This window comes from Candidatus Edwardsbacteria bacterium (genome assembly GCA_018821925.1).
GTDB lineage: Bacteria > Edwardsbacteria > AC1 > AC1 > EtOH8 > UBA2226.
In genome coordinates this window covers 13184-32030 of sequence record JAHJLF010000077.1, presented here as the reverse complement: position 1 = coordinate 32030, position 18847 = coordinate 13184, and the positions used below count along the sequence as shown (strand labels likewise).

The following is an 18847-nucleotide window of genomic DNA, read 5'->3' as shown; positions in this document are numbered from 1 at the left end:
TTCGATTCCTTACGGGATGAACAGCCTGAAATAATCCCGGCCGGTCACACAGATCTGCCCTATTTTATTGCGGATGTCATCCGAAAGCTTCAGCTTTTCCGCCTGGCTGGCCAACATCAATATATGCCGGCGGGTGCTGTTGCTCAAAAAATCGACCCGCTGGATATTGGCATCGTTGACGCCTCTCAGAATACTGTCGAAGGCCTGGTTGATCTCGCTGCTCTCCAGTTCCACCAGATGCAGGAATATCTTATCCAGCTCTTTTTCCTGCTTCAGCCGGGTGAAAATCTCAGCCATGTTTTGTCCGATCCTCTCCGGAAGATAGTCCGGGATTTCGAAGTTGACATCCTTTATCGCCGGGATCTTGCTGATGTTTTCCAAGGCCCTGGCATGCGACAGTTCCTCGTCGGACATGTCGGCAAAGAATTGCCGGAGTTCCAGGTCCTCAAAGCTGATGGAACACCACAGATAGACCTCGGACATCTTCAGTTCCAAGGTCTTGAATTTTTCCAGGGCCCCGGCTAATATCATTCAGAACCTCTAAATTTTCCCAACTTTTACCGGGTGTTAGCTTAGTCTTCGGCGCCGACCGTGATCTTGATGATGCGGCGCAGCTGTTTTAATTTTGCATTGTCCGCCTTATTCAGGTCCCGCATGATGATGGAGGTGATCCTCTCCCGGTCGCTGATCTTGGCCGGCACCCCTTTTTTATTCGCCTCAACTTCCGAATTTGCCGGAAAGAGGTCGCGAACCGTGACATTCAGAGCTGAGGCCACCTTCTCCAGTGTCTTGATAGTGGGGTTTACCCGGGCCTGTTCGATAAAGCCGATATAGCGATAATCGAATCCGGCCTTCTCTCCGAGTTTTTGCTGGGAGAGACCCTTGGCCTTGCGGATCCTGCGGGCATTGGCCCCTATTAATTTGATGAGAGAGTCCATTTCTTTTCTCCTTTTAATTACCATAACTTTTTCAGATTTATTTCATTGCCTCCTGGCTGGAATAATCGCGCTCCAGGGCGAACTCGGCGATGGGCGGCTCTTTTGCGCCTTTCTTTATGAAATCGGCCGCCATTCGCCCGATGGCCGGACCCAGCATGAAGCCATGCCCGCACATACCGGCGATGACATAGAAACCCTCCAGCGGCGATCTATCCAGGATGGGGTTGCCGTCCGGGGTGTTCTCATAGCTGCCCGACCACTGGCGGATGACCTTGACCGGGGCCAGGGCGGGAACCAGCTTCAGCATTCTTTTGGGCATCTCATGCAAAAACTCATGGGTGGAATCGGTGGAATGCCCGGGCACACTGGGAACCGGCGAGTAGCAGCCGATGAACTGTCCGTTGTGGCGGAACTGCTGGAAATAGCCTCCGTCAGTCCGGTAATCAACCAGCATGGGGATGTTCAGATACTCCACCCCCTCGGTTATCAGGGCCTCATGCCGCTCCGGCTCCACCGGCACACTGATACCAGCCATCATCCCGATCTCCTTGGCCCAGGGCCCGGCGGCGTTGATGACGATAGCGGCATGATATTCAGGCCCCTCGGCGGTTTTAACACCCTGGACCCGGCCTCCGCCCTGCAATATGGCGGTCACCTCGGTAAAGGTGTTTATCCGGCCACCCAGTGATTTGATCTTTTCGGCGTAGCCATTGACCACGGCAAAGGGATAGGCCTGTCCATCGGACGGACAGTAGGAGCCGCCCAGCAGGCCGTCGATATTCAGCCCCGGGGCAACCTGCCCGGCTTCGTAAGCATCCACCCAGCGGACGTCCTTCAGACCGAAGCTCTGCTGAACGGCGATATTAGCCAAAAAGGCTTCCTTCTTCTCCGGGCTGTGGGCCAGGAACAGATACCCGCCGGGATACCAGTGGACATCGATACCCAATTCCTCTTTCATGTTGCTGAAATGCCTTACGCTCTCCAGCATCAGCTTGATGGATCCCTCGGAGGTGAACTGCTGGCGGATGCCGCCAATGCAGCGCCCGGTGGAGCCGGCGCACAGATAGCCCTTCTCGATCAGCCGGACCTTATATCCTGCCTGGGCCAGATAGTACCCGGTGGCCGCTCCGACGATACCGCCACCGATGATTATGACGTCGGCGCTTTTGGACATCTTTATGAATCCGCCAGAATTTTCAGCGAGATGGGCTGCAGCGGAGAGCGCTGGGTAACCGCCTTTTGATCCTCCGGGTTCTGGCCCAGCTTCCGGGTCAGGATCTGGTTGACCAGCCGGCGGCAGGTTCTTCCCTGGCAATGGCCCATGCCGGCCCGGGTCAGGCGCTTGACCTCGTCGGCGGTGGCTGCGCCTTTCTCAATTGCTTCCAGGACCTCGGACTCGGTAATGTCCTCGCAGCGGCAGATTATTTTATCGTCGTTATTTGCCATGCTTTTCAATATTACAACCTCACCCTTCCCTCTCCTAAAGCATTAGGAGAGGGATCGAGGGAGAGGTCAGTTACTTGATGATATGTATCCAATCAGTCAGCAGGAACTGCATCCGGCCGATCAGCAGGGAGATCCGGGCCATCACGGTGTTGCCAAAACTAGCCCCGAAGCCGATCATGATGAACCAGATGCCGATGTTGGCCGATACTTTAAGGGCGCCCTTCTGCTCCCGGGAGAAGAAGAAATAACTCAAGGTGGTCAGCACTCCCACAAAAGTGACTAGGCCCCAAACTAAGCTCCAGCCGCCGAGCTTAAGGTTGGTGGCGTCGGCGATGGCGCTCTGCATCTGTTTGAGGATGTTGGTCTGGAAAGTGGGCGCCAAAGCCATTCCGCTGCCGGTTCCCAGCAGCACCGCCAAGGGGATCAATATCAACCAGCCGGTTTTTACGCTGAACCGGAAAAAGAACATCATCCCGATAAGGCCGGGAATTATGAACCAGTAATTGTGTTGCTGAAACACCGGCACGTAGAGGTTGGGCACTATGGCGTTGTTCCAGTAGATGGCTACTCCGTATCCGGCCGAGATGCCAACGAAAAGATGCTCGGCAAAACGGTAGAAGGGATTTTCCTTGTATAAAAATGAGAAGATGCACAGTGTCAATGTTGCTGCGATCCACACCCAGGGGTTGGTTGAAAATATCATTTCGCTCTCCTTACTTCTTGCTCTGGTTGTGCCGGGTCACCAGATAGCCGATATTGCCCAGGATGATGAACAGCATCAACAGCAGGTGAACTATAGAAACGGCGTTCATCCCCCGTCCGGCGATCTTGATGGCCCGGGAATAGCCGTTCTTCTCATTCAAATATTCATACTCGCTGGCCCCCTTCATTCCGTTCAAAAGTCCCACTAACTGTCCGGACTGCAGGAAAGGATAGTAGTCGGCGGTGCTGACCGCGGTGCAGCCGGCGCCCACATTGGCATGGTACCTGGTATGGGCGTAAGCGATCCAACTCTGGGTGACGGCACTGCCGGCAATGGAGATCACTAAGGGCACATCGGCGTAGTTGCGGACGCCGGCCATCATCGGCAGGCTGTCAAGCGGGGTGCCGTAAAAATCGGTGGGAAAGGTCTTTATGAAACTCTCGCCAATAGACATCATCACGATGGAATAGCCCGGCTTGAATCCCAGGAACGCATAATCCCGGCCGTTCTGGGCACCATATTCCGGAGCGATCTTTTTAAGGGCCGCTTCCGAAAGAGCCGCGCCGTTGGGATCAAGGGTCAGAATAATGACCCTGATCTTCTTAGCAAAACAGTGCCGGATGACGGCTTCCAGCATCGGCTGCAGCTCGGGCATCATGGAGGGGCTGTAATCGGCCGCAATAACCACCGGCTGGCTCTGGGGCGGTATCTTATCTATAAAGTCGTACAGCTTGATGGTATATTTTCCCGGGATGGTGGGCAGTTTCATGGGAACTATCAGGGGAATGATCACCGCCAGGGCCACCAGCAGGAAGATATACCGGCGGTTTATTTTGGTCAGATTCTCTAATATCTTCATTTGCCGCCTCCTCCCAGCCAGCTGCGTTCAATGCCCAGAATTATCTTCAGCGAGGTGGCCGTCATCCCCAGACCGATTCCAAACAGGATCCCCCGCTTGGCGGCCATGTTGGGAACCATCATGATCCATTCGGCGATATCCGGGATCTTGGACCAGAGCATGGAGCCGAAGGGGATCACCCCCAGCATCACGATAAATCCGGATATCAGCAGCAAAGCCGCCTCCTGGGAGCGAGCCCGGAAAGCCCTATAAGCCGCTGAGGCCATGTAGAAAGCCAGGATAGCGAACATGGCCGAATCCATGGGAGCCTGGACATAAAGGAACAAGGTATGAAACAGGTTGCCCAGCGGCTCCAGCCCCTTTACCCTTCCGAAGATGCCCAGCAGGGCCATCACCACCAGGGCCACCAGGGTCACGATGCTGTTCCACCAATGCGGCTTGCGCCTTTTGATCTTCAGCATGTGATGGTTGACCAGGCTGCCGATGGCCAGCACGATGGCAAAGGCGCTGATGACGATGGTCCACTGCAGGGTGGTCTGATAGATGTTGGTTGATATCTGGCTGGGGACGAAGAACTGGATGAAGAAAAATATCCCCAGGGTCAACACGATTATCAAAGGTATCTGTCTTTTCATTTTTTCTCCTTAACCTACCTTTAGCATTTGCAGGATGATTTGTCTGACCCCGGGGCTGATCAGCGATATAGCCAGGCCGACGATTAGCAGCATCACAATGACGGCCTTGCTCCAGTCCTGGCCCTTTAGCGTACCCAGCAGCATTGGTTCCCGGGAAAGATAAGCCGACGCGGCGTACAGTTCCTCGCCGATCAGGGTATAGTCGCAGGCGGTGATGAAGAACGGCAGTTGGGAGATGGAGTCGGTGCCGGCTATTTGGATGGCCCCGGTGGCTGCTCCGGTCTCGGCCAGAATCAGGCTTTCCGCCCAGAACATGCCCATGAAGAAATTGGTAGCCGGTTTTTCCCGGGTCATGATGCCGTCCACCCCGGAGGCGAAGCCCATCTGGCTGTCGGTCAGGTAGAACACCGAGTCATGGTTGTAGGCGTCGGGACGGCCGATCTCGTTGTAGGCCTCCTTGACTATCTCCTGGGCCACGGTGAATACCACCGGATCGCGATTGGGCACCAGCAACGGGGTGCCGTATTCAGCGGTCTTCTTGGCCACCTGGCCCAGAATGTTCAGGGCGGCGATGGTGGCCACATCCGAGATACCCGAAAGCCCCGGCACATATAGGATGGGACGCCCCATCTCTGTGGCCCGGCCCACCGCCTCCTCTACCTCCGACAGCCCGGCGATGCGGCGGATGAAAAGGCTCTGGCCGCTCTTGGCCCGGCCGATGAATATCATCACGATCATGGTGAACAGGATGCAGCTGATCAGGGCATTGATGCGCATGGTGTTGAACCATTGCTCCACAGACCTGGCCGAGACAGACACCAAGCTCAGGGCCTGGCTCTCCCGGCCCACCGCCTTGACCTGGTAGAAATAATCCTGGCTGTTGGCCGGGACATCCTGGTCGTCAAAGCTGGTGAAGCCGTAAGGCACGTAACCCACCTTGATAAATTCCCCGTCCGGAGTTTCGGACCGCAGGACCTCGTAGCCCTCGATCAACTTTTGGGCCTCGTCCGGCGACGCCTGCCAGGTTACGGTAATGGCATTGCCGGCATCGTTGGGGGTGTCGGCGGCTTTGATGTCGGACGGCGGGGCTACGGTGACGGCCGCCATCGTTGCCTCCGGCCCGGGAGGCGCTGCCAGACACGGCAGGGCCGCCGCCATCGCCAGCAGCAGGGCATAAATTTTAAGCCTCATCAATATTCTCCGTTTTATGGTTGTTGATTATATACAGATATAACCTTTATGGCCTTTCGAACATTTAAAACTGCCCCTGGCCCGACTTATTTTATCAGATGTATCCAGTCGGTGAACAGGAACTGCATCCGGGCGATCAGCAGCGAGACCCGGGCCATGACGGTGTATCCGAAGGTGGCCCCGAAGCCGATCATCACGAACCAGATGCCGATGTTGGCGGTGACCTTGAGAGGCCCCTTGTGCTCCCGGGAGAAATAGAAATAAGTGATGGTGCTGATCACCCCCACCATCACCAGCAGGCCCACCATCAGACCCTTCTGGGGATCCCAGATGTTGCTTAGCATGGAGGTATTGATCATGGTGCCCTGGATCTGCTTTAATACGTCGGCCTCGAAGGTGACCGGGATGGACATCCCGTTCCAGAAACCCAGGCTGACCGCGATGGGTATCAGGATCAGATGGTTCAGCTTGGGGATGAACCGGAACAGGTACATCATCCCGATGGCCATGGGGATCAGGGTTATCCACTGGTGATTTTTCAGGGGGGTGACGATATAGGGCAGGGTGTAATTGTTCCAATAGAGAACGATGAAATAGCCCACCGACAGCCCGGTGAAAAGGTGTTCGGCAAATTTAAAGGCCGGGTTGTCCTTGTAAAGGTAGGAGAAGATGGCCAGGCTCAGCAGGGCCGCGATCCATACCCAGATATTTGTGCTCATCTTTATATCCTTAGTTTTAAAAAAGGTTCTGAGAATGACGGGGTTATTTTTTCTGTTCGATTTTTTTGGAGATGAAATATCCGATATTCCCCAGAATGATCAGCAGGATTATCAGCAGGTGCGAATAGGCGATGGCCCCCATGGCCTTGCTGGCCACATCAGGCGTATTATAATACCCCGCATCGACGATCAGTTGTTCATATTCCGCCCCCCCCTTCATGCCGCCCAGCTGTCCGATAAACTGCTTGGTCTGCAGGAAGGGATAATTATCCGGAGCCATCACCGCGGTCTGCCCGGCTCCGATTTTGACCCCGAATTTGGTGCCGGCAAAAATCATCCAGCTTACCGGATAGGTGGAGCCGGCCAGGGACAGCACCATGGCGATGTCGTCGTAGTTGTGGATGTTTTTCATCATGGGGAGGCTGTCGTAGGGCGTCTGGTAATAATCCAGTGGCAGGGCCTTTTTGACATTGACCCCCAACTGCAGCATGATAATGGTGCCCCCGGGCCTGAAGCCAAAATAGCAATAATCACGGCCCAATTTTTTATCATACTCCCTGGCCACCTGGGTGATGATCCCTTCGCCGATGGCGTCTCCCTGAGGAGCCAGGGACATCCCCACAACCTTTACCCCCCGGGCAAAACAATGCCGCAGCACCGCCCGGGCCATGGGATCCAGTTCGGCGGCCACCTGGGGATCGTAATCGAAGGATACCAGCAAGGGGCGCCCGTTGGGTTTGATTTGATCCACATAATCATAAATACCCTTGGTGGCGGAATCAACATAGAACCGGGGTTTTATGTTGAACAGCAGCGGCACCAGAATGGAAACCAGCAGAAGGGCGAATACGATCCGGCGGTCAAGCTTTCCGAACTTGGCCAAAAACTTTAGCATATCAGTGCCCCCCCATCCAGTTGCGTTCGATGCCCAGAATGATCTTCAGGGAGGTGGCGGTAATGCCCAGCCCGATCCCGAAGGTGATGCCCCGTTTGGCAGCCATATTGGGAATTACCAGCAGCCACTCGGAAACCTTGGGCAGGCCGCTCCAGATGGCGGCCCCCTGCGGGATCAGCCCCAGCATCACGATAAAGGCCGAGACCAGCAGCATGGTGGCCTCGGTGGATTTGGCCCGAAAGGCCCGGTAGCTGGCCGAGGCCATGTAGAAGGCCAGGATAGCGAACATGGTGGCCTGCATGGGGGCCAGGGCGTAATTGAACAGCTTCATATAAAAACTGCCCTCCCGGGTGCCGCTGAACACCGCCGCCAGGATCATGAACACCGCCGCGCCCAGATAGACGATGCTGTATCCCCAGCCCTTGGTCTTGCGGGAGATCTTCAGGATATGGTGGCGCACCAGGCTGTCCACCGCTATCACCGAGGCGAAGACAAAAAGAATCAGGTCCCATTCGATCATGGTATTGAAGGCTATCTGCGACGGCCGGCTGGGAATGAAGAACTGGATGATGAATGCCACTCCCAGCACGAAGACTATGGCCAAGGGAATATTTTTTTTCATATTCATTTACCTTTAGTGAATTCTGAATAGGTTGTAGATAAGATCGGAACGGAAGATCAGGGCCGTCAGGGTGCCCAGCAGGACGAACAGTATGATCACCAGCTTGCAGGCGTCCTGGCCCTTAAGGCTTCCCACCAGCAGCGGCTCCTTGGACAGGTAGGCCGAGGCGGCGTACAGCTCCTCGCCGATCAGGGTGTAATCGCAGGCGGTGATGAAGAACGGCAGCTGGGATATCTGGTCGGTCCCGGCTATCTGGATGGCCCCGGTGGCCGCCCCGGACTCGGCCAGCACCAGGGATTCGGCCGCATAGTAACCCATGAAAAAGTTGGTGGCCGGCCTCTCGCGGACCATTATCCCGGCCAGGGCTGCGGCGTACCCCATCTGATCGCTGGTGATAAAATATACCGAGTCCTCCTTGAACAGATCCGGGCGGCCCGCGCTCTTATAGCCCTCCTTGACCATCTCCCGGGCCACCGCATGAACCACCGGGTCGGCGGTGGGAACGGTCAGCGGGGTGTCGTACTCGGCGGTCTTCTTGGCCACCTGACCCAGGATGTTCAGGGCAGCCACGGTGGATATGGAATCTATCCACCCGATGCCGTTGCAGTAAAGGATGGGACGGCCCATCTCGGTGGCCCGGCCGATGGCCTCCTCCACCGCATCCAGGCCGGCAATGCGCCGGATGAACAGCTTGCCCTTGCGGGCCCAGTAGATGTATAAAAGGGTGATGGCGATAAAAAGGAAGGTGCCGAAAAGGGTGTTCAGCTTGCCGGTATTGAACCAGTCCTGGGTGGTGGCTATCGGCCCGGCTACGGCGCTGACAGCGCTGTCGCCGCTCTCGTTGACGGCCACCACCTTATAATAATAATTTTTACCCATAACCTCGACCGAATTGTCCTGGTGCTCGACGTATCCCTTGGGAACCCAGGCGATCATCTGGAACGAGTCGTTGGGCAGCACGGACCTCTCGATATTGTAGCCCATGAAGCCGGGCTCATTTTCCGAGGGTGATGGTTGCCATTTCATGATGACGGTGGAGCCGTCGTCATTGGGAGCGTCAGTCAGCTTGATATCGGTGGGCGGCTCCAGGGCCGGGGCCAGGGCCGGAAGCAGGAACAACATCAGCAGAACTGCGGATTTGATCTTGGTCATAACGTCCCTTTTGGTTATTAATGATATGTTTTTATTTTTGGCAATTCCACCATAAATACACTAAGGCACCAAAGATTATACAACAAGGAATATATAATTCATGTTTTTTGTGTCTTGGTGACTTGGTGGCAAAAAATCAGGAAACCAGCTTGAAAAACCGGGTTGACATTTCCATTCCTCTGGGTATGGCCAGGGTCACCAGCGGGGTCTTGCCCTGGGCCTTGGTGTTAACCACTTTGACCACCTTAGCCCGGCAGCATGTTTTGCCTTCACGGTCCAGGCCATCGACCATATCGCCTTTCTCCGGCAGGGGCAGAAACTCATAAGGCATGGTTACCAAGCTTTCCTTTTCCGAGAAATTGACGTCAATCACAAAAATGGCCAAGCCCGGACAGCGGGAGACGCAGACGGTACAGCCGTTGCACTTGTTGTGATCCACCCGGGGCAGGTCGTTGATATTCTCCCCCACTATAATGGCGTTGCGGGGACAGCTGGTCTCGCAGGGGTTGCAGGGGATCTCCTGGAAGCATTCCACGATGACCACCGGGCCTTTTTTCAGCCGCTCTTCCGACGGCCAGGAGGTTTTGATATCGGTGGCATCGGCGATTCCGCAGGTTGTTAATTTTTCGCTGAGCATTTGGATCGTTATGTAATTTTTTTTTGTAATTCTTTGAGAGATTCTGCAAGTGCTTTGTTGTAATTTCGCTCATAGTTGTATTTTAAACTAAATTTTATACTTTGAAACATCTTTTTTGTTTCAATTATGTGTGCAGTTGCCTCTTTGGGACTAATGCTTTTTAAATTTTCGATAATTAAAATTAATTCCTTATAACCCATCTTAACTTTATTAGTTAAAGGGTATTCATCTTCTTCTATTAGTGGCCATAAATATTCATAAGCAGACCAATCAGAAGTGAGTTTTATTTTTCTTACAATACTATGCTCTGGAATCTTTCTATCGATATTACTATCATAACCTTCATTCGTATACCATTCTTTGGGCAGTATCTGTTGTGCTAATTTAGTCTCTATTAAAAGTCGCGCACCTTTGCTACGCTTTTCTAATTCAACCGCACGAAATAAAACATCCCCTTTGGGTAGCTGTTTCGTAAATCTTTTTATTTCTACTCTGGGTTGGAATTCTAACAAACCTTTAACTATTGCACCACGCAATAGAAGATTGTTCTGGAAAAGGGTAGAATAAAGATATGAAATATGCTTTAATGCTGTTTCTAACTTCTTGCCTGTAACAAATATCGAATCACTAAACAAAAATATCTTTAATTCTTGGTCATTATCAACTAATTCTTTGAAAATTTCGAATGATTTGTTATAAAAAGTATTCAATTTTGAATAAGCTTTATCCGGGCTAATTTTATAATAGTTCGAAACTCCTAATAAATCGCCATAAAAAGTAAATTCGCAATTATCATATTTCATAATTTTGCCTCTAATTTATCGTCTGCACTCCGCCAGCTTGCACTTCCCCTCCCTGGCCTTCTGCCCGAACGGGCCGGCCCGGAGACCTGCCAAACGGCAAGTAGTATCATCTATCCGACATTGCAATTCTTTTGACCCGCCCCTGAGAAATTTGACCGCACCCAATCCGGCCAGCTCACCCTCCAGCATGGCGGTGGAGGCCTCTTCGATCCCACTGACGTCGCCGGCGGTGAATATCCCCGGGGCAGTGGTCATCATCAGATCATCATGCCAGGCCACCTGGCCGCCCAGCTCCGGAATGTAGTTCATCTGGCAGCCGGCCTGCCATAAAAGTTCGGTCAATGGGGAAAGCCCCACCGCCAGGCAGATGGTGTCCACCTCCAGTGTCTGCTGGGTACCCTCTATGGTCTGCCATTTATCGTCAATTTTTGATATCACCGCACCGCTGACCTGTTCCTCCCCAAATGCGTTGAGGATGGTGTGACGGGTTAAAATTGGCACCCCCGCCCGGGCTATCTTTGAGGCATGCACCAGGTAGCCCCCGATCTTGGGCAGGCCCTCGATGACGGCCTTGACTTCGACCCCGGCCTGCATCAGCTGGTAGGATACTATCAGCCCGATGTTGCCCGAGCCCACCATCAGCACGCTGTGGCCCGGCTTGATGCCGTAAACGTTCATCAAAGTCTGCACTGCTCCGGCTCCATATACACCGGGTAGGTCGCTGCCGGAAAAGGAAACAAAATTCTCCGAGGCTCCGGTGGCCACCAGAATGGCCTTGGGTTTAAGCGGGGTCACTTTTTCATTCTGCTGCACCGCCAACGTTCCGTCGGGATAATATCCCACCGCCGAGGCCTGGCGCTCGATACTGATGTTGCGCTTCCCTATCTCCTGCTCCAGCTCCAGACCTATCTCAAAACCCCTGGTCCCAGCTCTCTCGGCCTTGGAACCAAAGAACATGTGGGTCTGCTTTATCAGCTGGCCCCCGATGCTTTGGTTCTCGTCAATTATCAGCGGCTCCAGGCCGAACTCCGAGGCCGACAGCGCCGCCATCAGCCCGGCCGGGCCTCCCCCGATGATTAGAAAGTCGGTATTTGTCATGGATTCTTAAAGACAGTGTCGTAGTATTGATTCATTTTAGGGAGATCCGGCCCCGTCCCTTTTGCCGCCTTACCTGCATGCCATCGCGGATGGGTGTGATGCAGGAGAAAATATTGGGCACTCCATCCACCTCCATCAGGCAGGATGAACACTTTCCCACCGCACAAAAAAAGCCCCGGGGTCTGTCCAGCTTGACGCTGTGGCGCAGCACCTTGATCCCGGCGGCATGCAGAGCAGCCGCAATGGGTTCTCCCTGGTATCCCTCAACCGGCTGCCCCTCGAAATAAAATTCTATCTTGGTCCCTTTTTTTAAGTCAAGTATGGGATGTTTGTCTATTCTCATCTGACCATAAATTGGCAGTTATTTGCGGATTATTAACAATAAAAAGTAATGATACTGTAAAATTTTATCGTTGTCAAGACATTTTATCCCTTGGGGTTATTGCATTTTTATCAGCACCACCCTATTTATCCCGGCCAGATCCTTTTTGATGATTATTTCGGATGCCGGAAGCGCCTGGCTCATCATCCGAGCCACTTCCTCCGCCTGCCCCATCCCGACCTCCAGAGCAACCAGCCCTGGATGATTGAGACGATCGGCAATGCCTCCAGCTATCCTGCGATAGAAGTCCAGCCCGTCGGGCCCGCCGTCCAGCGCCTGGATAGGTTCAAACTGACTTACCTCGGGCTGCAGGGCGGCGATCTGATCGCTGGGAATATATGGCGGGTTGGATACGATGCAGTCGAATCTGCCATTTTCCGGCGGGAATAAATCTGCCTGCACCAAACTGATCCTGTCCTCCAGGCCAAAACTCTTCACATTGATCCCGGCCAGCTCCAGAGTCTCCGGGCTATGATCGGTGGCTGTTATCCTGACCGAAACCAGATGCTTGGCCAAGGCAACGGCTATAGCCCCGCTGCCGGTCCCAATATCCAGAATCGTATGGAACCCCAACTGCCAGTTCTCCAAAACCTCCTCCACCAGGATCTCGGTCTCGGGCCGGGGTATCAGCGCCCTTTTATCCGTAGTGAATTTTAATCCGTAAAATTCCGTCTGCCCGACGATGTATTGCAAAGGTCTGTGTCGGCAGCGATCGGCGATGTATGACTGGTATTTTTCCTGAACAGTTACGGATACGTCCTGGTTGCGGTTCAGATGCAGATATATCCGATCCTGGTCCATGACGTATTCAAGCAATAGTTCGGCCTCCATGACGGCTTCCGGAATCCCGGACCGTAGGAGGTGGTCAAAACCGTAATTTAATAATTCCCCGATGGTCATCTGAGACCGTCTTCTGTTTTTATTTGCCGGATCAATTTTCCTCCGCCACTTCCAGCCCCTCGACCTGCTCGGCATTGGTTAGGCCTTCAATGATTTGGTCGATCTGGCCGTCCATCACCCCGTCCAGGTTATAGAGGGTCAGCCCGATGCGGTGATCGGTAACGCGGTTCTGTGGAAAGTTATAGGTCCTGATCTTATCGCTGCGGTCCCCTGATTTTACCAGCAATTTTCTTTCCTGGGCCAGCTTGGCGTTGTGCTCCTTCTCCATCTTCTCCAGCAGGCGGGAACGCAGCACCGTCATAGCCTTGGCCCGGTTCTTTATCTGGGAGCGCTCGTCCTGACAGGACACCACCAGCCCGCTGGGAATGTGGGTGATCCGCACCGCCGAGTAGGTGGTATTGACGCACTGCCCTCCGGCCCCGGAGGAACAGAAGGTGTCCACCCTCAGGTCGTTGGCGTTTATCTGCAGGTCCACCTCCTCGGCCTCGGGCAGTACCGCCACCGTGGCCGCCGAGGTATGCAGGCGCCCCGAGGCCTCGGTGCGCGGCACCCTTTGGACCCGGTGCACTCCGCTTTCGTATTTATACTGCCCGTAGGTTCCCTCGCCCTGCACGGTGAAGATCACTTCCTTGAAGCCGCCCAGCTGGGTGGGGTTGGAATTCATGATGTCTATCTTGAATCCCTTACGCTCGGCATAGCGGATGTACATCCGGTACAGGTCCCCGGCGAAGATGGCCGCCTCCTCGCCGCCGGTCCCGGCCCGGATCTCCACAATGGCGTTCTTGAAATCGCTGGGATCCTTTGGCACCAGCAGTTTTTTCAGCTCCTCGGTCAGGTTTTGATATCTGGCTTCCAGTTCCGGCAGTTCGGCCTGGGCCATCTCGGTCAGCTCCTTGTCACCCCTCTCGGCCACCAACGCCTTATTGTCCTCCAGCTGTTTGGCGGTATTTCGGTACTCGGTATATTTGGCAATTATGGGAGAGGCCTGACGATACTCCCGGGACAGGTCGCGGTATCTCTGCTGATCGGATATTATCGCCGGGTCGCTGATAAGTTTTTCCAATTCGCGGTAGCGTTCTTCGATCTTTATAAGTTTCTTTTCTATCATCTCGATGGTGTTCTGGGTTTGATGTTGAACCCGATGGCGAAAGGACACAGCACGTCGGCCATCCGGTGTTTTCCGGTCTCAGGGTCTATGTAATAAGAGGCTATCTTGATGAACCAGTTGTCGGTGGTGCCGGACAGGGTGCCGTCCTCGTTATAGCTCCAGTACTTCTCCTTGGCCTTGTCCTTGATCTCGATCACGATGTAGACGTGTCCGGGGCTCATGCCATAGAGATCGTCTTCGCTCAGGGTGGTGTTATGCCGGGGATGGGAATGGAAATCGCCCACGATGTACAGGTTGGGCAGGTTCTGGAAGAAGTTTACTATCCGGGCGTAGGATTTGTCCCTGGCCTTGACCCAGGTGGCGTGCCGCTCGGCCTTCTGGCAGGCGATGGCGTTGACCACCATGAACATGTCGCCGTCCCGGTGGCCCAAAAGCAACCCGTAGGATTCCTTCTTGTAGACCTCGATGGCCGAGACCAGCAGGCCCCAGAAGGCCGCTTCGTTGATGAATACCTGCATTTAGTACAATACCTCCATCAGGCACAAACCGCAAGCTGGGGCGGTTTTCCCGGCCAATGTTCTGTCCTTTGCTTCCAGTATCTTTAGGAGATCATTGTGATCCATCTGTCCCCGGGCCATGTCTATCATCGTTCCGACCAGAATGCGGACCATGTTATGCAGAAAACGGTTGGCCTTTATCTCGAAGGTCCACATATCGTCGGCAAATATCCACTCGGCCTTCTCGATCAGGCAGATGAAGTTATTGACCTCGGCCTGGGCCGAGGCAAAGGCGGTGAAATCGTGCTGTCCCAGCATCTGTGCCGCCAGGGACTTCAGAATAGCCGGATCGGCCTTATATGTCATCCGCCAGGCATAGCGTTCCCTGAGTGGAGAACGCCGGAAGACAATCTGATAGCGGTAGCGGCGGTTCTTGGCATCAAACCGGGCATGAAACTCCTCGGCCGCTTCCTCGGCCTTGATGATGGCCACATCGCGGGGAAGCAAAGAGTTCAGGCCTTCTTCGAAGGCTTTTAATGGAATATCGCGGGAGGTCTTGAAATTGGCTACCTGCCCGGCGGCATGGACCCCGGCGTCGGTCCGCCCGGAACCGAGGACCGATATCTTCTCCTCCAGCATGGAGGAAAGCTTTTCCTCCAACAATCCCTGGACCGTTCTCTGGCCGGGCTGGACCTGCCACCCGGCGAAATCGGTCCCGTCGTATTCTATGTTTAGCTTGATATTGCGCAACTTGTAATTTTAACATTAATATTAGGGTTTAGCAAGTAAGAGGAAATTCGAGTACACAACAATAGTTGCTTTATGTCTTTGTGCCTTGGTGGTTCAAACCAACTCTACTCCATTCAACTCAGAATATATCGCCCCTTCCCGAGTCAGGGTGCTTTTCATCAATACCAGGCGATTGAATTCAAAACCCTTTTGGAGAATGTCAGCTTGTTTTATTGCTTCTTTCAACTGCTGCAGATTCTTGTCCGAACGAACCCTGCCCAAAGTCAAATGAGGGTTGAACTCCCGGCCTTTATTTTCTTCGGAGATATCGGCCGTTAATCTCTCCACTTCTCTGTAGATTTCCTTAATCTCTTCCGCGCCCTGCGACAGCCCCGCCCAGATCACCTTCGGCCTGTCCACCGATGGGAAGGCTCCCAGAACGCCCAAGCCGGAATCTATGGCTTTTAATTTTCCCTTCAGGGTATTGAGCGCCAGCCCGGTTCGCAAAACGCCGGCTTCAGGGATCTCGCCCAGGAATTTAAGGGTCAGATGGATGTTGGCCGGATCCACCCATTTGACATCGGCCCCGGAAGTTTTCAACTGTCCGATAATGCCCCCCAGCATGGATTGTGTATCGGGCGGCAGTTCCAGAGCGATGAAACAGCGGACTGTTTTCTGTGTGTTCATATCATGGATATTATTTGTCACACTGAGTATTGCCATTATTACACAAACCGAATGTGTGACCGTAGATTCTTCAGCAGAAAGGTATCTTGCCGAATCCAGAACATCACCCGTTCGACTTGCTCGGCACGCTGCTTGGCTCCGCGCCTGCACTGAGGTTAGCTATTATGATGCTGCCGAAGTGGTGACATAAAGGTCGGTCACACTGAGAACTGCATTCATTTTACAAGCCGAATGTGTGACATTAGATTCTTCGGTTAGCACAGCATATAGTCAGGCTCAGAATGACGTTGGCAATGATATTTATTTCAACAAGTATAACCTCAGCATATTCAGCGCCGCCTGAGCGGCCGATTCCTTGATATGCCGGCGTTGGTCCAAAAACCTTTTCTCCTCCGCCATCGTCCCCTTGGGCCCGGCCAGGGCCATGAACACTAGGCCGACAGGCTTCTTATCGGTCCCACCGCCCGGTCCGGCTATGCCGGTGATGGCCAGCCCCAGATCGCTGCCCAGCCTGCCCCGCACACCATTGGCCATCTCTATCGCCGTCTCTTTGCTGACCGCACCGTGCAAACGCAGGGTCTGGGATTTCACACCCAACATCTTCTCTTTAAGGACATTGCTGTAGGCAACCACCGAGCCCAGATAATAATCCGAGGAGCCTGAAATATTGGTTATCCTATCTGCTATCAACCCTCCTGAACAGGATTCGGCGGTGGTCAGGGTCAGCTTCTTTTCTTTCAGCAGGCGGCCGACAACATCTTCCATAGTTTCGTCGCCTTTTCCATATATGACCTGCCCCAACAGGCCGGAGACCTTTGCTGATAGGTCGTTCAGTTTTTTATCTATGGCTATCACGGCCTTCCCCGAGATGGCAAGCCTTAGATCCACGCCGAGGTGCGTTGGCAAAAATGCCAGAGTACCTTTGGCCAGTCCTTTTTCGAATGGGACCAACTTTTCAGCGATGGCCGACTCGGAAATTCCGGTTGTCCTTACAGTCAGCGTCCGGATATTCATCCCACAACTCAAGGCATTCAGCCTTTCTTTCAGAGACCCGGCAAAGATGGTCTTCATTTCGCGGGGCACGCCGGGCAAAAGGGCCAATATCTTTTTCCTTCTTTTGAACAACAAACCCGGGGCGGTCCCTTCGGGGTTGAACAGCGCCTCGGCCTTGTCGGGTACCATAGCCTGCCCGCGGTTGCAGACCGGCATCTCTATTCCCCGCTTGGCAAAACGGGATCGGATATGCTCCAAAGTTTTTTTATCGAGTTTGAGTTTCAATCCAAAGAATTTTGCCGCAACTTTCTTGGTGATATCGTCACTGGTCGGCCCCAGCCCCCCGGCACAAAGAACGATATCCGACCCGGCCAGGGCCTGTTTGAAAGCCTGTTTAATATCAATGGCCCTGTCCCCAACGGAGATATTGAGAATCACCGGAATACCTATCGTTCCCAGTTCCTTGGCCAGATATGACGAATTGGTATCTATGGTCATCCCGGAAAGTATCTCGTTGCCTATGGTGATTATGGAGGCTTTCATAGTATCATAAATTTCTCCCTACTTGATCAAGGAGGGGATCAAAGGGGTGGTCCGTTTATAAGTTAAATAACTTATTTATGGCAGCGGCCAGCATTTTCAATGGGACATTATTAGCCGGCCAGAATATCATCACCACGATCTGGCATAGGATATTGGCATAGATCCCGGCCAGCACATCATCGGCCACCACCCCCCAACCGCCGGGAAGTTTTTGGATCTGCCTGGCGCCCAGCGGCTTTATTATGTCCATGGCCCGGAACAGCAGGAAAGCTATCAGATATACCAGAAACAGCTTGGGCAGAAACAACAGCGTGATCCACATCCCGGCCACTTCGTCTATCACGATCTTCCCGTTGTCATGCCCCCATTTTTTCTCGGCCTGGGTCGCCGACCAGACCCCAAAGAATAGTGACAGAACCAACAATGATGCCCTCAGCCACAAAAAAGGCGGCGCCAGCCACCAGATGACAAGAGCCAACAGGCTCCCGGCAGTGCCCGGAGCCACCGGGGAATATCCCGAGCCAAAACCGGTGGCCAATATCAAGGCGATTTTATCTTTTATTATTCTCATTTTTTACATATTGTCCTTGAAAAGCCCCAATATCAGCCAGCGGTTCTTGATCACATAATCCACACCAGACAGTAGGGTTAAAAGCATGGACAGGAACAGCAGGACATCGAAAGAGAATTTCAAATCGGCCAGAAACTGCCAGGAGATGCTAATAAAACCCGCATCCACGCAATCATTGAGGCATATATACAGCAGGATCCCGAACACCGAGGCCATCTGGCTGAAGGTCTTGATCTTGGCCAGAAAACTGGACTCCATCACCTCGCGGCGGTAGGCCACCAGGGTCCGCAGTCCCATTATCAGGAACTCCCGCCCAATGATGATCATCACCATCCAGGTGCTGGCTTCCTTTAAAGCCACGAATGATACTAGGGCCAGGGCGATCAGGAACTTGTCCGCCACCGGGTCCATAAACTTGCCGAAATCGGTTTGCTGGCCGTTTTTCCGGGCCAGATACCCGTCCAGCAGGTCGGTTACCGAAGCCAGGATAAAAAGGATCAGGGCCCCCAATCGCGAGTAAACGTTGTCCATCAAAAGCAGGGCCATGAAGATCGGGCTGATAACCAGCCGGCTCAGGGTGAGAATATTGGGCAAATTCATTATCATGTCATAAATTTATCAGATTTTGCAAGCTATGTCAAACAATAAAGTTAGCCAATTTTTTAAGGATAGCCCAGGAACCTGATTCCCGGCCAGGTACTCTAATCTTTATTCAACAAAGGCTTGACAAAAGCATATC

Annotated in this window: 24 protein-coding genes; all 24 read right to left on the bottom strand. The window is 53.4% G+C overall.

Annotated elements, in window-relative coordinates; translation table 11 throughout:
* Positions 1-9 precede the first annotated feature (9 nt).
* A complete protein-coding gene (locus KJ869_10090) occupies positions 10-531 on the bottom strand; it encodes a hypothetical protein (GenBank protein ID MBU1577536.1) in 522 nt (173 codons plus the stop codon).
* 41 nt (positions 532-572) lie between these two features.
* Positions 573-938, bottom strand: a complete 366-nt coding sequence (locus KJ869_10085; GenBank protein MBU1577535.1) for a helix-turn-helix domain-containing protein — start codon at positions 936-938, stop codon at positions 573-575.
* A gap of 37 nt (positions 939-975) precedes the next feature.
* Complete coding sequence (locus KJ869_10080; GenBank protein ID MBU1577534.1) at positions 976-2112, bottom strand: FAD-binding oxidoreductase; 1137 nt, start codon at positions 2110-2112, stop codon at positions 976-978.
* A 2-nt stretch (positions 2113-2114) separates the two neighbouring features.
* The gene (locus KJ869_10075) at positions 2115-2384 is read right to left on the bottom strand and encodes a (2Fe-2S)-binding protein (GenBank protein ID MBU1577533.1); all 270 of its coding nucleotides are present in this window, start codon (positions 2382-2384) and stop codon (positions 2115-2117) included.
* Positions 2385-2454: 70 nt separating this feature from the next.
* A complete protein-coding gene (locus tag KJ869_10070) occupies positions 2455-3087 on the bottom strand; it encodes a hypothetical protein (protein ID MBU1577532.1) in 633 nt (210 codons plus the stop codon).
* Between the two features lie 10 nt (positions 3088-3097).
* Positions 3098-3946, bottom strand: a complete 849-nt coding sequence (locus KJ869_10065; protein ID MBU1577531.1) for a hypothetical protein — start codon at positions 3944-3946, stop codon at positions 3098-3100.
* On the bottom strand, positions 3943-4581 hold the full coding sequence (locus tag KJ869_10060; protein ID MBU1577530.1) for a hypothetical protein: 639 nt from the start codon (positions 4579-4581) through the stop codon (positions 3943-3945). Before KJ869_10060 ends, KJ869_10065 begins: the two co-directional genes overlap by 4 nt.
* Before the next feature lie 9 nt (positions 4582-4590).
* Entirely contained in the window at positions 4591-5772 is a 1182-nt protein-coding gene (locus tag KJ869_10055) for a fibronectin type III domain-containing protein (protein MBU1577529.1), read from the bottom strand.
* Between the two features lie 86 nt (positions 5773-5858).
* On the bottom strand, positions 5859-6491 hold the full coding sequence (locus tag KJ869_10050; GenBank protein ID MBU1577528.1) for a hypothetical protein: 633 nt from the start codon (positions 6489-6491) through the stop codon (positions 5859-5861).
* 43 nt (positions 6492-6534) lie between these two features.
* On the bottom strand, positions 6535-7386 hold the full coding sequence (locus tag KJ869_10045) for a hypothetical protein (GenBank protein MBU1577527.1): 852 nt from the start codon (positions 7384-7386) through the stop codon (positions 6535-6537).
* Position 7387: 1 nt separating this feature from the next.
* Entirely contained in the window at positions 7388-8008 is a 621-nt protein-coding gene (locus tag KJ869_10040) for a hypothetical protein (protein ID MBU1577526.1), read from the bottom strand.
* Positions 8009-8020: 12 nt separating this feature from the next.
* Complete coding sequence (locus KJ869_10035; GenBank protein ID MBU1577525.1) at positions 8021-9160, bottom strand: fibronectin type III domain-containing protein; 1140 nt, start codon at positions 9158-9160, stop codon at positions 8021-8023.
* 136 nt (positions 9161-9296) lie between these two features.
* Positions 9297-9797: a 4Fe-4S binding protein gene (locus KJ869_10030; GenBank protein ID MBU1577524.1), complete on the bottom strand. Its 501-nt coding sequence runs from the start codon at positions 9795-9797 to the stop codon at positions 9297-9299.
* Between the two features lie 8 nt (positions 9798-9805).
* Entirely contained in the window at positions 9806-10600 is a 795-nt protein-coding gene (locus KJ869_10025) for a hypothetical protein (protein MBU1577523.1), read from the bottom strand.
* Positions 10601-10615: 15 nt separating this feature from the next.
* The gene (locus tag KJ869_10020; GenBank protein MBU1577522.1) at positions 10616-11698 is read right to left on the bottom strand and encodes an FAD-dependent oxidoreductase; all 1083 of its coding nucleotides are present in this window, start codon (positions 11696-11698) and stop codon (positions 10616-10618) included.
* Between the two features lie 31 nt (positions 11699-11729).
* The gene (locus tag KJ869_10015; protein MBU1577521.1) at positions 11730-12041 is read right to left on the bottom strand and encodes a (2Fe-2S)-binding protein; all 312 of its coding nucleotides are present in this window, start codon (positions 12039-12041) and stop codon (positions 11730-11732) included.
* Positions 12042-12137: 96 nt separating this feature from the next.
* Positions 12138-12980 (bottom strand): peptide chain release factor N(5)-glutamine methyltransferase, encoded by an 843-nt coding sequence (prmC, locus tag KJ869_10010; GenBank protein MBU1577520.1) that lies wholly within the window; start codon positions 12978-12980, stop codon positions 12138-12140.
* A 31-nt stretch (positions 12981-13011) separates the two neighbouring features.
* The gene (prfA, locus tag KJ869_10005; GenBank protein MBU1577519.1) at positions 13012-14088 is read right to left on the bottom strand and encodes a peptide chain release factor 1; all 1077 of its coding nucleotides are present in this window, start codon (positions 14086-14088) and stop codon (positions 13012-13014) included.
* On the bottom strand, positions 14085-14606 hold the full coding sequence (locus tag KJ869_10000; protein ID MBU1577518.1) for a Mov34/MPN/PAD-1 family protein: 522 nt from the start codon (positions 14604-14606) through the stop codon (positions 14085-14087). Before KJ869_10000 ends, prfA begins: the two co-directional genes overlap by 4 nt.
* Entirely contained in the window at positions 14607-15335 is a 729-nt protein-coding gene (truA, locus tag KJ869_09995; protein ID MBU1577517.1) for a tRNA pseudouridine(38-40) synthase TruA, read from the bottom strand. It lies immediately after the preceding gene.
* 93 nt (positions 15336-15428) lie between these two features.
* A complete protein-coding gene (thpR, locus tag KJ869_09990; GenBank protein ID MBU1577516.1) occupies positions 15429-16001 on the bottom strand; it encodes an RNA 2',3'-cyclic phosphodiesterase in 573 nt (190 codons plus the stop codon).
* A 300-nt stretch (positions 16002-16301) separates the two neighbouring features.
* A complete protein-coding gene (locus KJ869_09985) occupies positions 16302-17537 on the bottom strand; it encodes a competence/damage-inducible protein A (protein ID MBU1577515.1) in 1236 nt (411 codons plus the stop codon).
* A gap of 55 nt (positions 17538-17592) precedes the next feature.
* Positions 17593-18108 carry a phosphatidylglycerophosphatase A gene (locus KJ869_09980; GenBank protein ID MBU1577514.1) on the bottom strand — a complete coding sequence of 172 codons (516 nt, stop codon included), beginning with the start codon at positions 18106-18108 and terminating at the stop codon, positions 17593-17595.
* Positions 18109-18111: 3 nt separating this feature from the next.
* On the bottom strand, positions 18112-18708 hold the full coding sequence (gene pgsA / locus KJ869_09975; protein ID MBU1577513.1) for a CDP-diacylglycerol--glycerol-3-phosphate 3-phosphatidyltransferase: 597 nt from the start codon (positions 18706-18708) through the stop codon (positions 18112-18114).
* Between the last annotated feature and the right edge of the window lie 139 nt (positions 18709-18847).

What these genes read in the sequence shown, in the direction of transcription:
- KJ869_10090 (MBU1577536.1), bottom strand. Translation starts at nt 531, where the DNA reads ATGATATTAGCCGGGGCCCTGGAAAAATTCAAGACCTTGGAACTGAAG.
- KJ869_10085 (MBU1577535.1), bottom strand. Translation starts at nt 938, where the DNA reads ATGGACTCTCTCATCAAATTAATAGGGGCCAATGCCCGCAGGATCCGC.
- KJ869_10080 (MBU1577534.1), bottom strand. Translation starts at nt 2,112, where the DNA reads ATGTCCAAAAGCGCCGACGTCATAATCATCGGTGGCGGTATCGTCGGA.
- KJ869_10075 (MBU1577533.1), bottom strand. Translation starts at nt 2,384, where the DNA reads ATGGCAAATAACGACGATAAAATAATCTGCCGCTGCGAGGACATTACC.
- KJ869_10070 (MBU1577532.1), bottom strand. Translation starts at nt 3,087, where the DNA reads ATGATATTTTCAACCAACCCCTGGGTGTGGATCGCAGCAACATTGACA.
- KJ869_10065 (MBU1577531.1), bottom strand. Translation starts at nt 3,946, where the DNA reads ATGAAGATATTAGAGAATCTGACCAAAATAAACCGCCGGTATATCTTC.
- KJ869_10060 (MBU1577530.1), bottom strand. Translation starts at nt 4,581, where the DNA reads ATGAAAAGACAGATACCTTTGATAATCGTGTTGACCCTGGGGATATTT.
- KJ869_10055 (MBU1577529.1), bottom strand. Translation starts at nt 5,772, where the DNA reads ATGAGGCTTAAAATTTATGCCCTGCTGCTGGCGATGGCGGCGGCCCTG.
- KJ869_10050 (MBU1577528.1), bottom strand. Translation starts at nt 6,491, where the DNA reads ATGAGCACAAATATCTGGGTATGGATCGCGGCCCTGCTGAGCCTGGCC.
- KJ869_10045 (MBU1577527.1), bottom strand. Translation starts at nt 7,386, where the DNA reads ATGCTAAAGTTTTTGGCCAAGTTCGGAAAGCTTGACCGCCGGATCGTA.
- KJ869_10040 (MBU1577526.1), bottom strand. Translation starts at nt 8,008, where the DNA reads ATGAAAAAAAATATTCCCTTGGCCATAGTCTTCGTGCTGGGAGTGGCA.
- KJ869_10035 (MBU1577525.1), bottom strand. Translation starts at nt 9,160, where the DNA reads ATGACCAAGATCAAATCCGCAGTTCTGCTGATGTTGTTCCTGCTTCCG.
- KJ869_10030 (MBU1577524.1), bottom strand. Translation starts at nt 9,797, where the DNA reads ATGCTCAGCGAAAAATTAACAACCTGCGGAATCGCCGATGCCACCGAT.
- KJ869_10025 (MBU1577523.1), bottom strand. Translation starts at nt 10,600, where the DNA reads ATGAAATATGATAATTGCGAATTTACTTTTTATGGCGATTTATTAGGA.
- KJ869_10020 (MBU1577522.1), bottom strand. Translation starts at nt 11,698, where the DNA reads ATGACAAATACCGACTTTCTAATCATCGGGGGAGGCCCGGCCGGGCTG.
- KJ869_10015 (MBU1577521.1), bottom strand. Translation starts at nt 12,041, where the DNA reads ATGAGAATAGACAAACATCCCATACTTGACTTAAAAAAAGGGACCAAG.
- prmC (MBU1577520.1), bottom strand. Translation starts at nt 12,980, where the DNA reads ATGACCATCGGGGAATTATTAAATTACGGTTTTGACCACCTCCTACGG.
- prfA (MBU1577519.1), bottom strand. Translation starts at nt 14,088, where the DNA reads ATGATAGAAAAGAAACTTATAAAGATCGAAGAACGCTACCGCGAATTG.
- KJ869_10000 (MBU1577518.1), bottom strand. Translation starts at nt 14,606, where the DNA reads ATGCAGGTATTCATCAACGAAGCGGCCTTCTGGGGCCTGCTGGTCTCG.
- thpR (MBU1577516.1), bottom strand. Translation starts at nt 16,001, where the DNA reads ATGAACACACAGAAAACAGTCCGCTGTTTCATCGCTCTGGAACTGCCG.
- KJ869_09985 (MBU1577515.1), bottom strand. Translation starts at nt 17,537, where the DNA reads ATGAAAGCCTCCATAATCACCATAGGCAACGAGATACTTTCCGGGATG.
- KJ869_09980 (MBU1577514.1), bottom strand. Translation starts at nt 18,108, where the DNA reads ATGAGAATAATAAAAGATAAAATCGCCTTGATATTGGCCACCGGTTTT.
- pgsA (MBU1577513.1), bottom strand. Translation starts at nt 18,708, where the DNA reads ATGAATTTGCCCAATATTCTCACCCTGAGCCGGCTGGTTATCAGCCCG.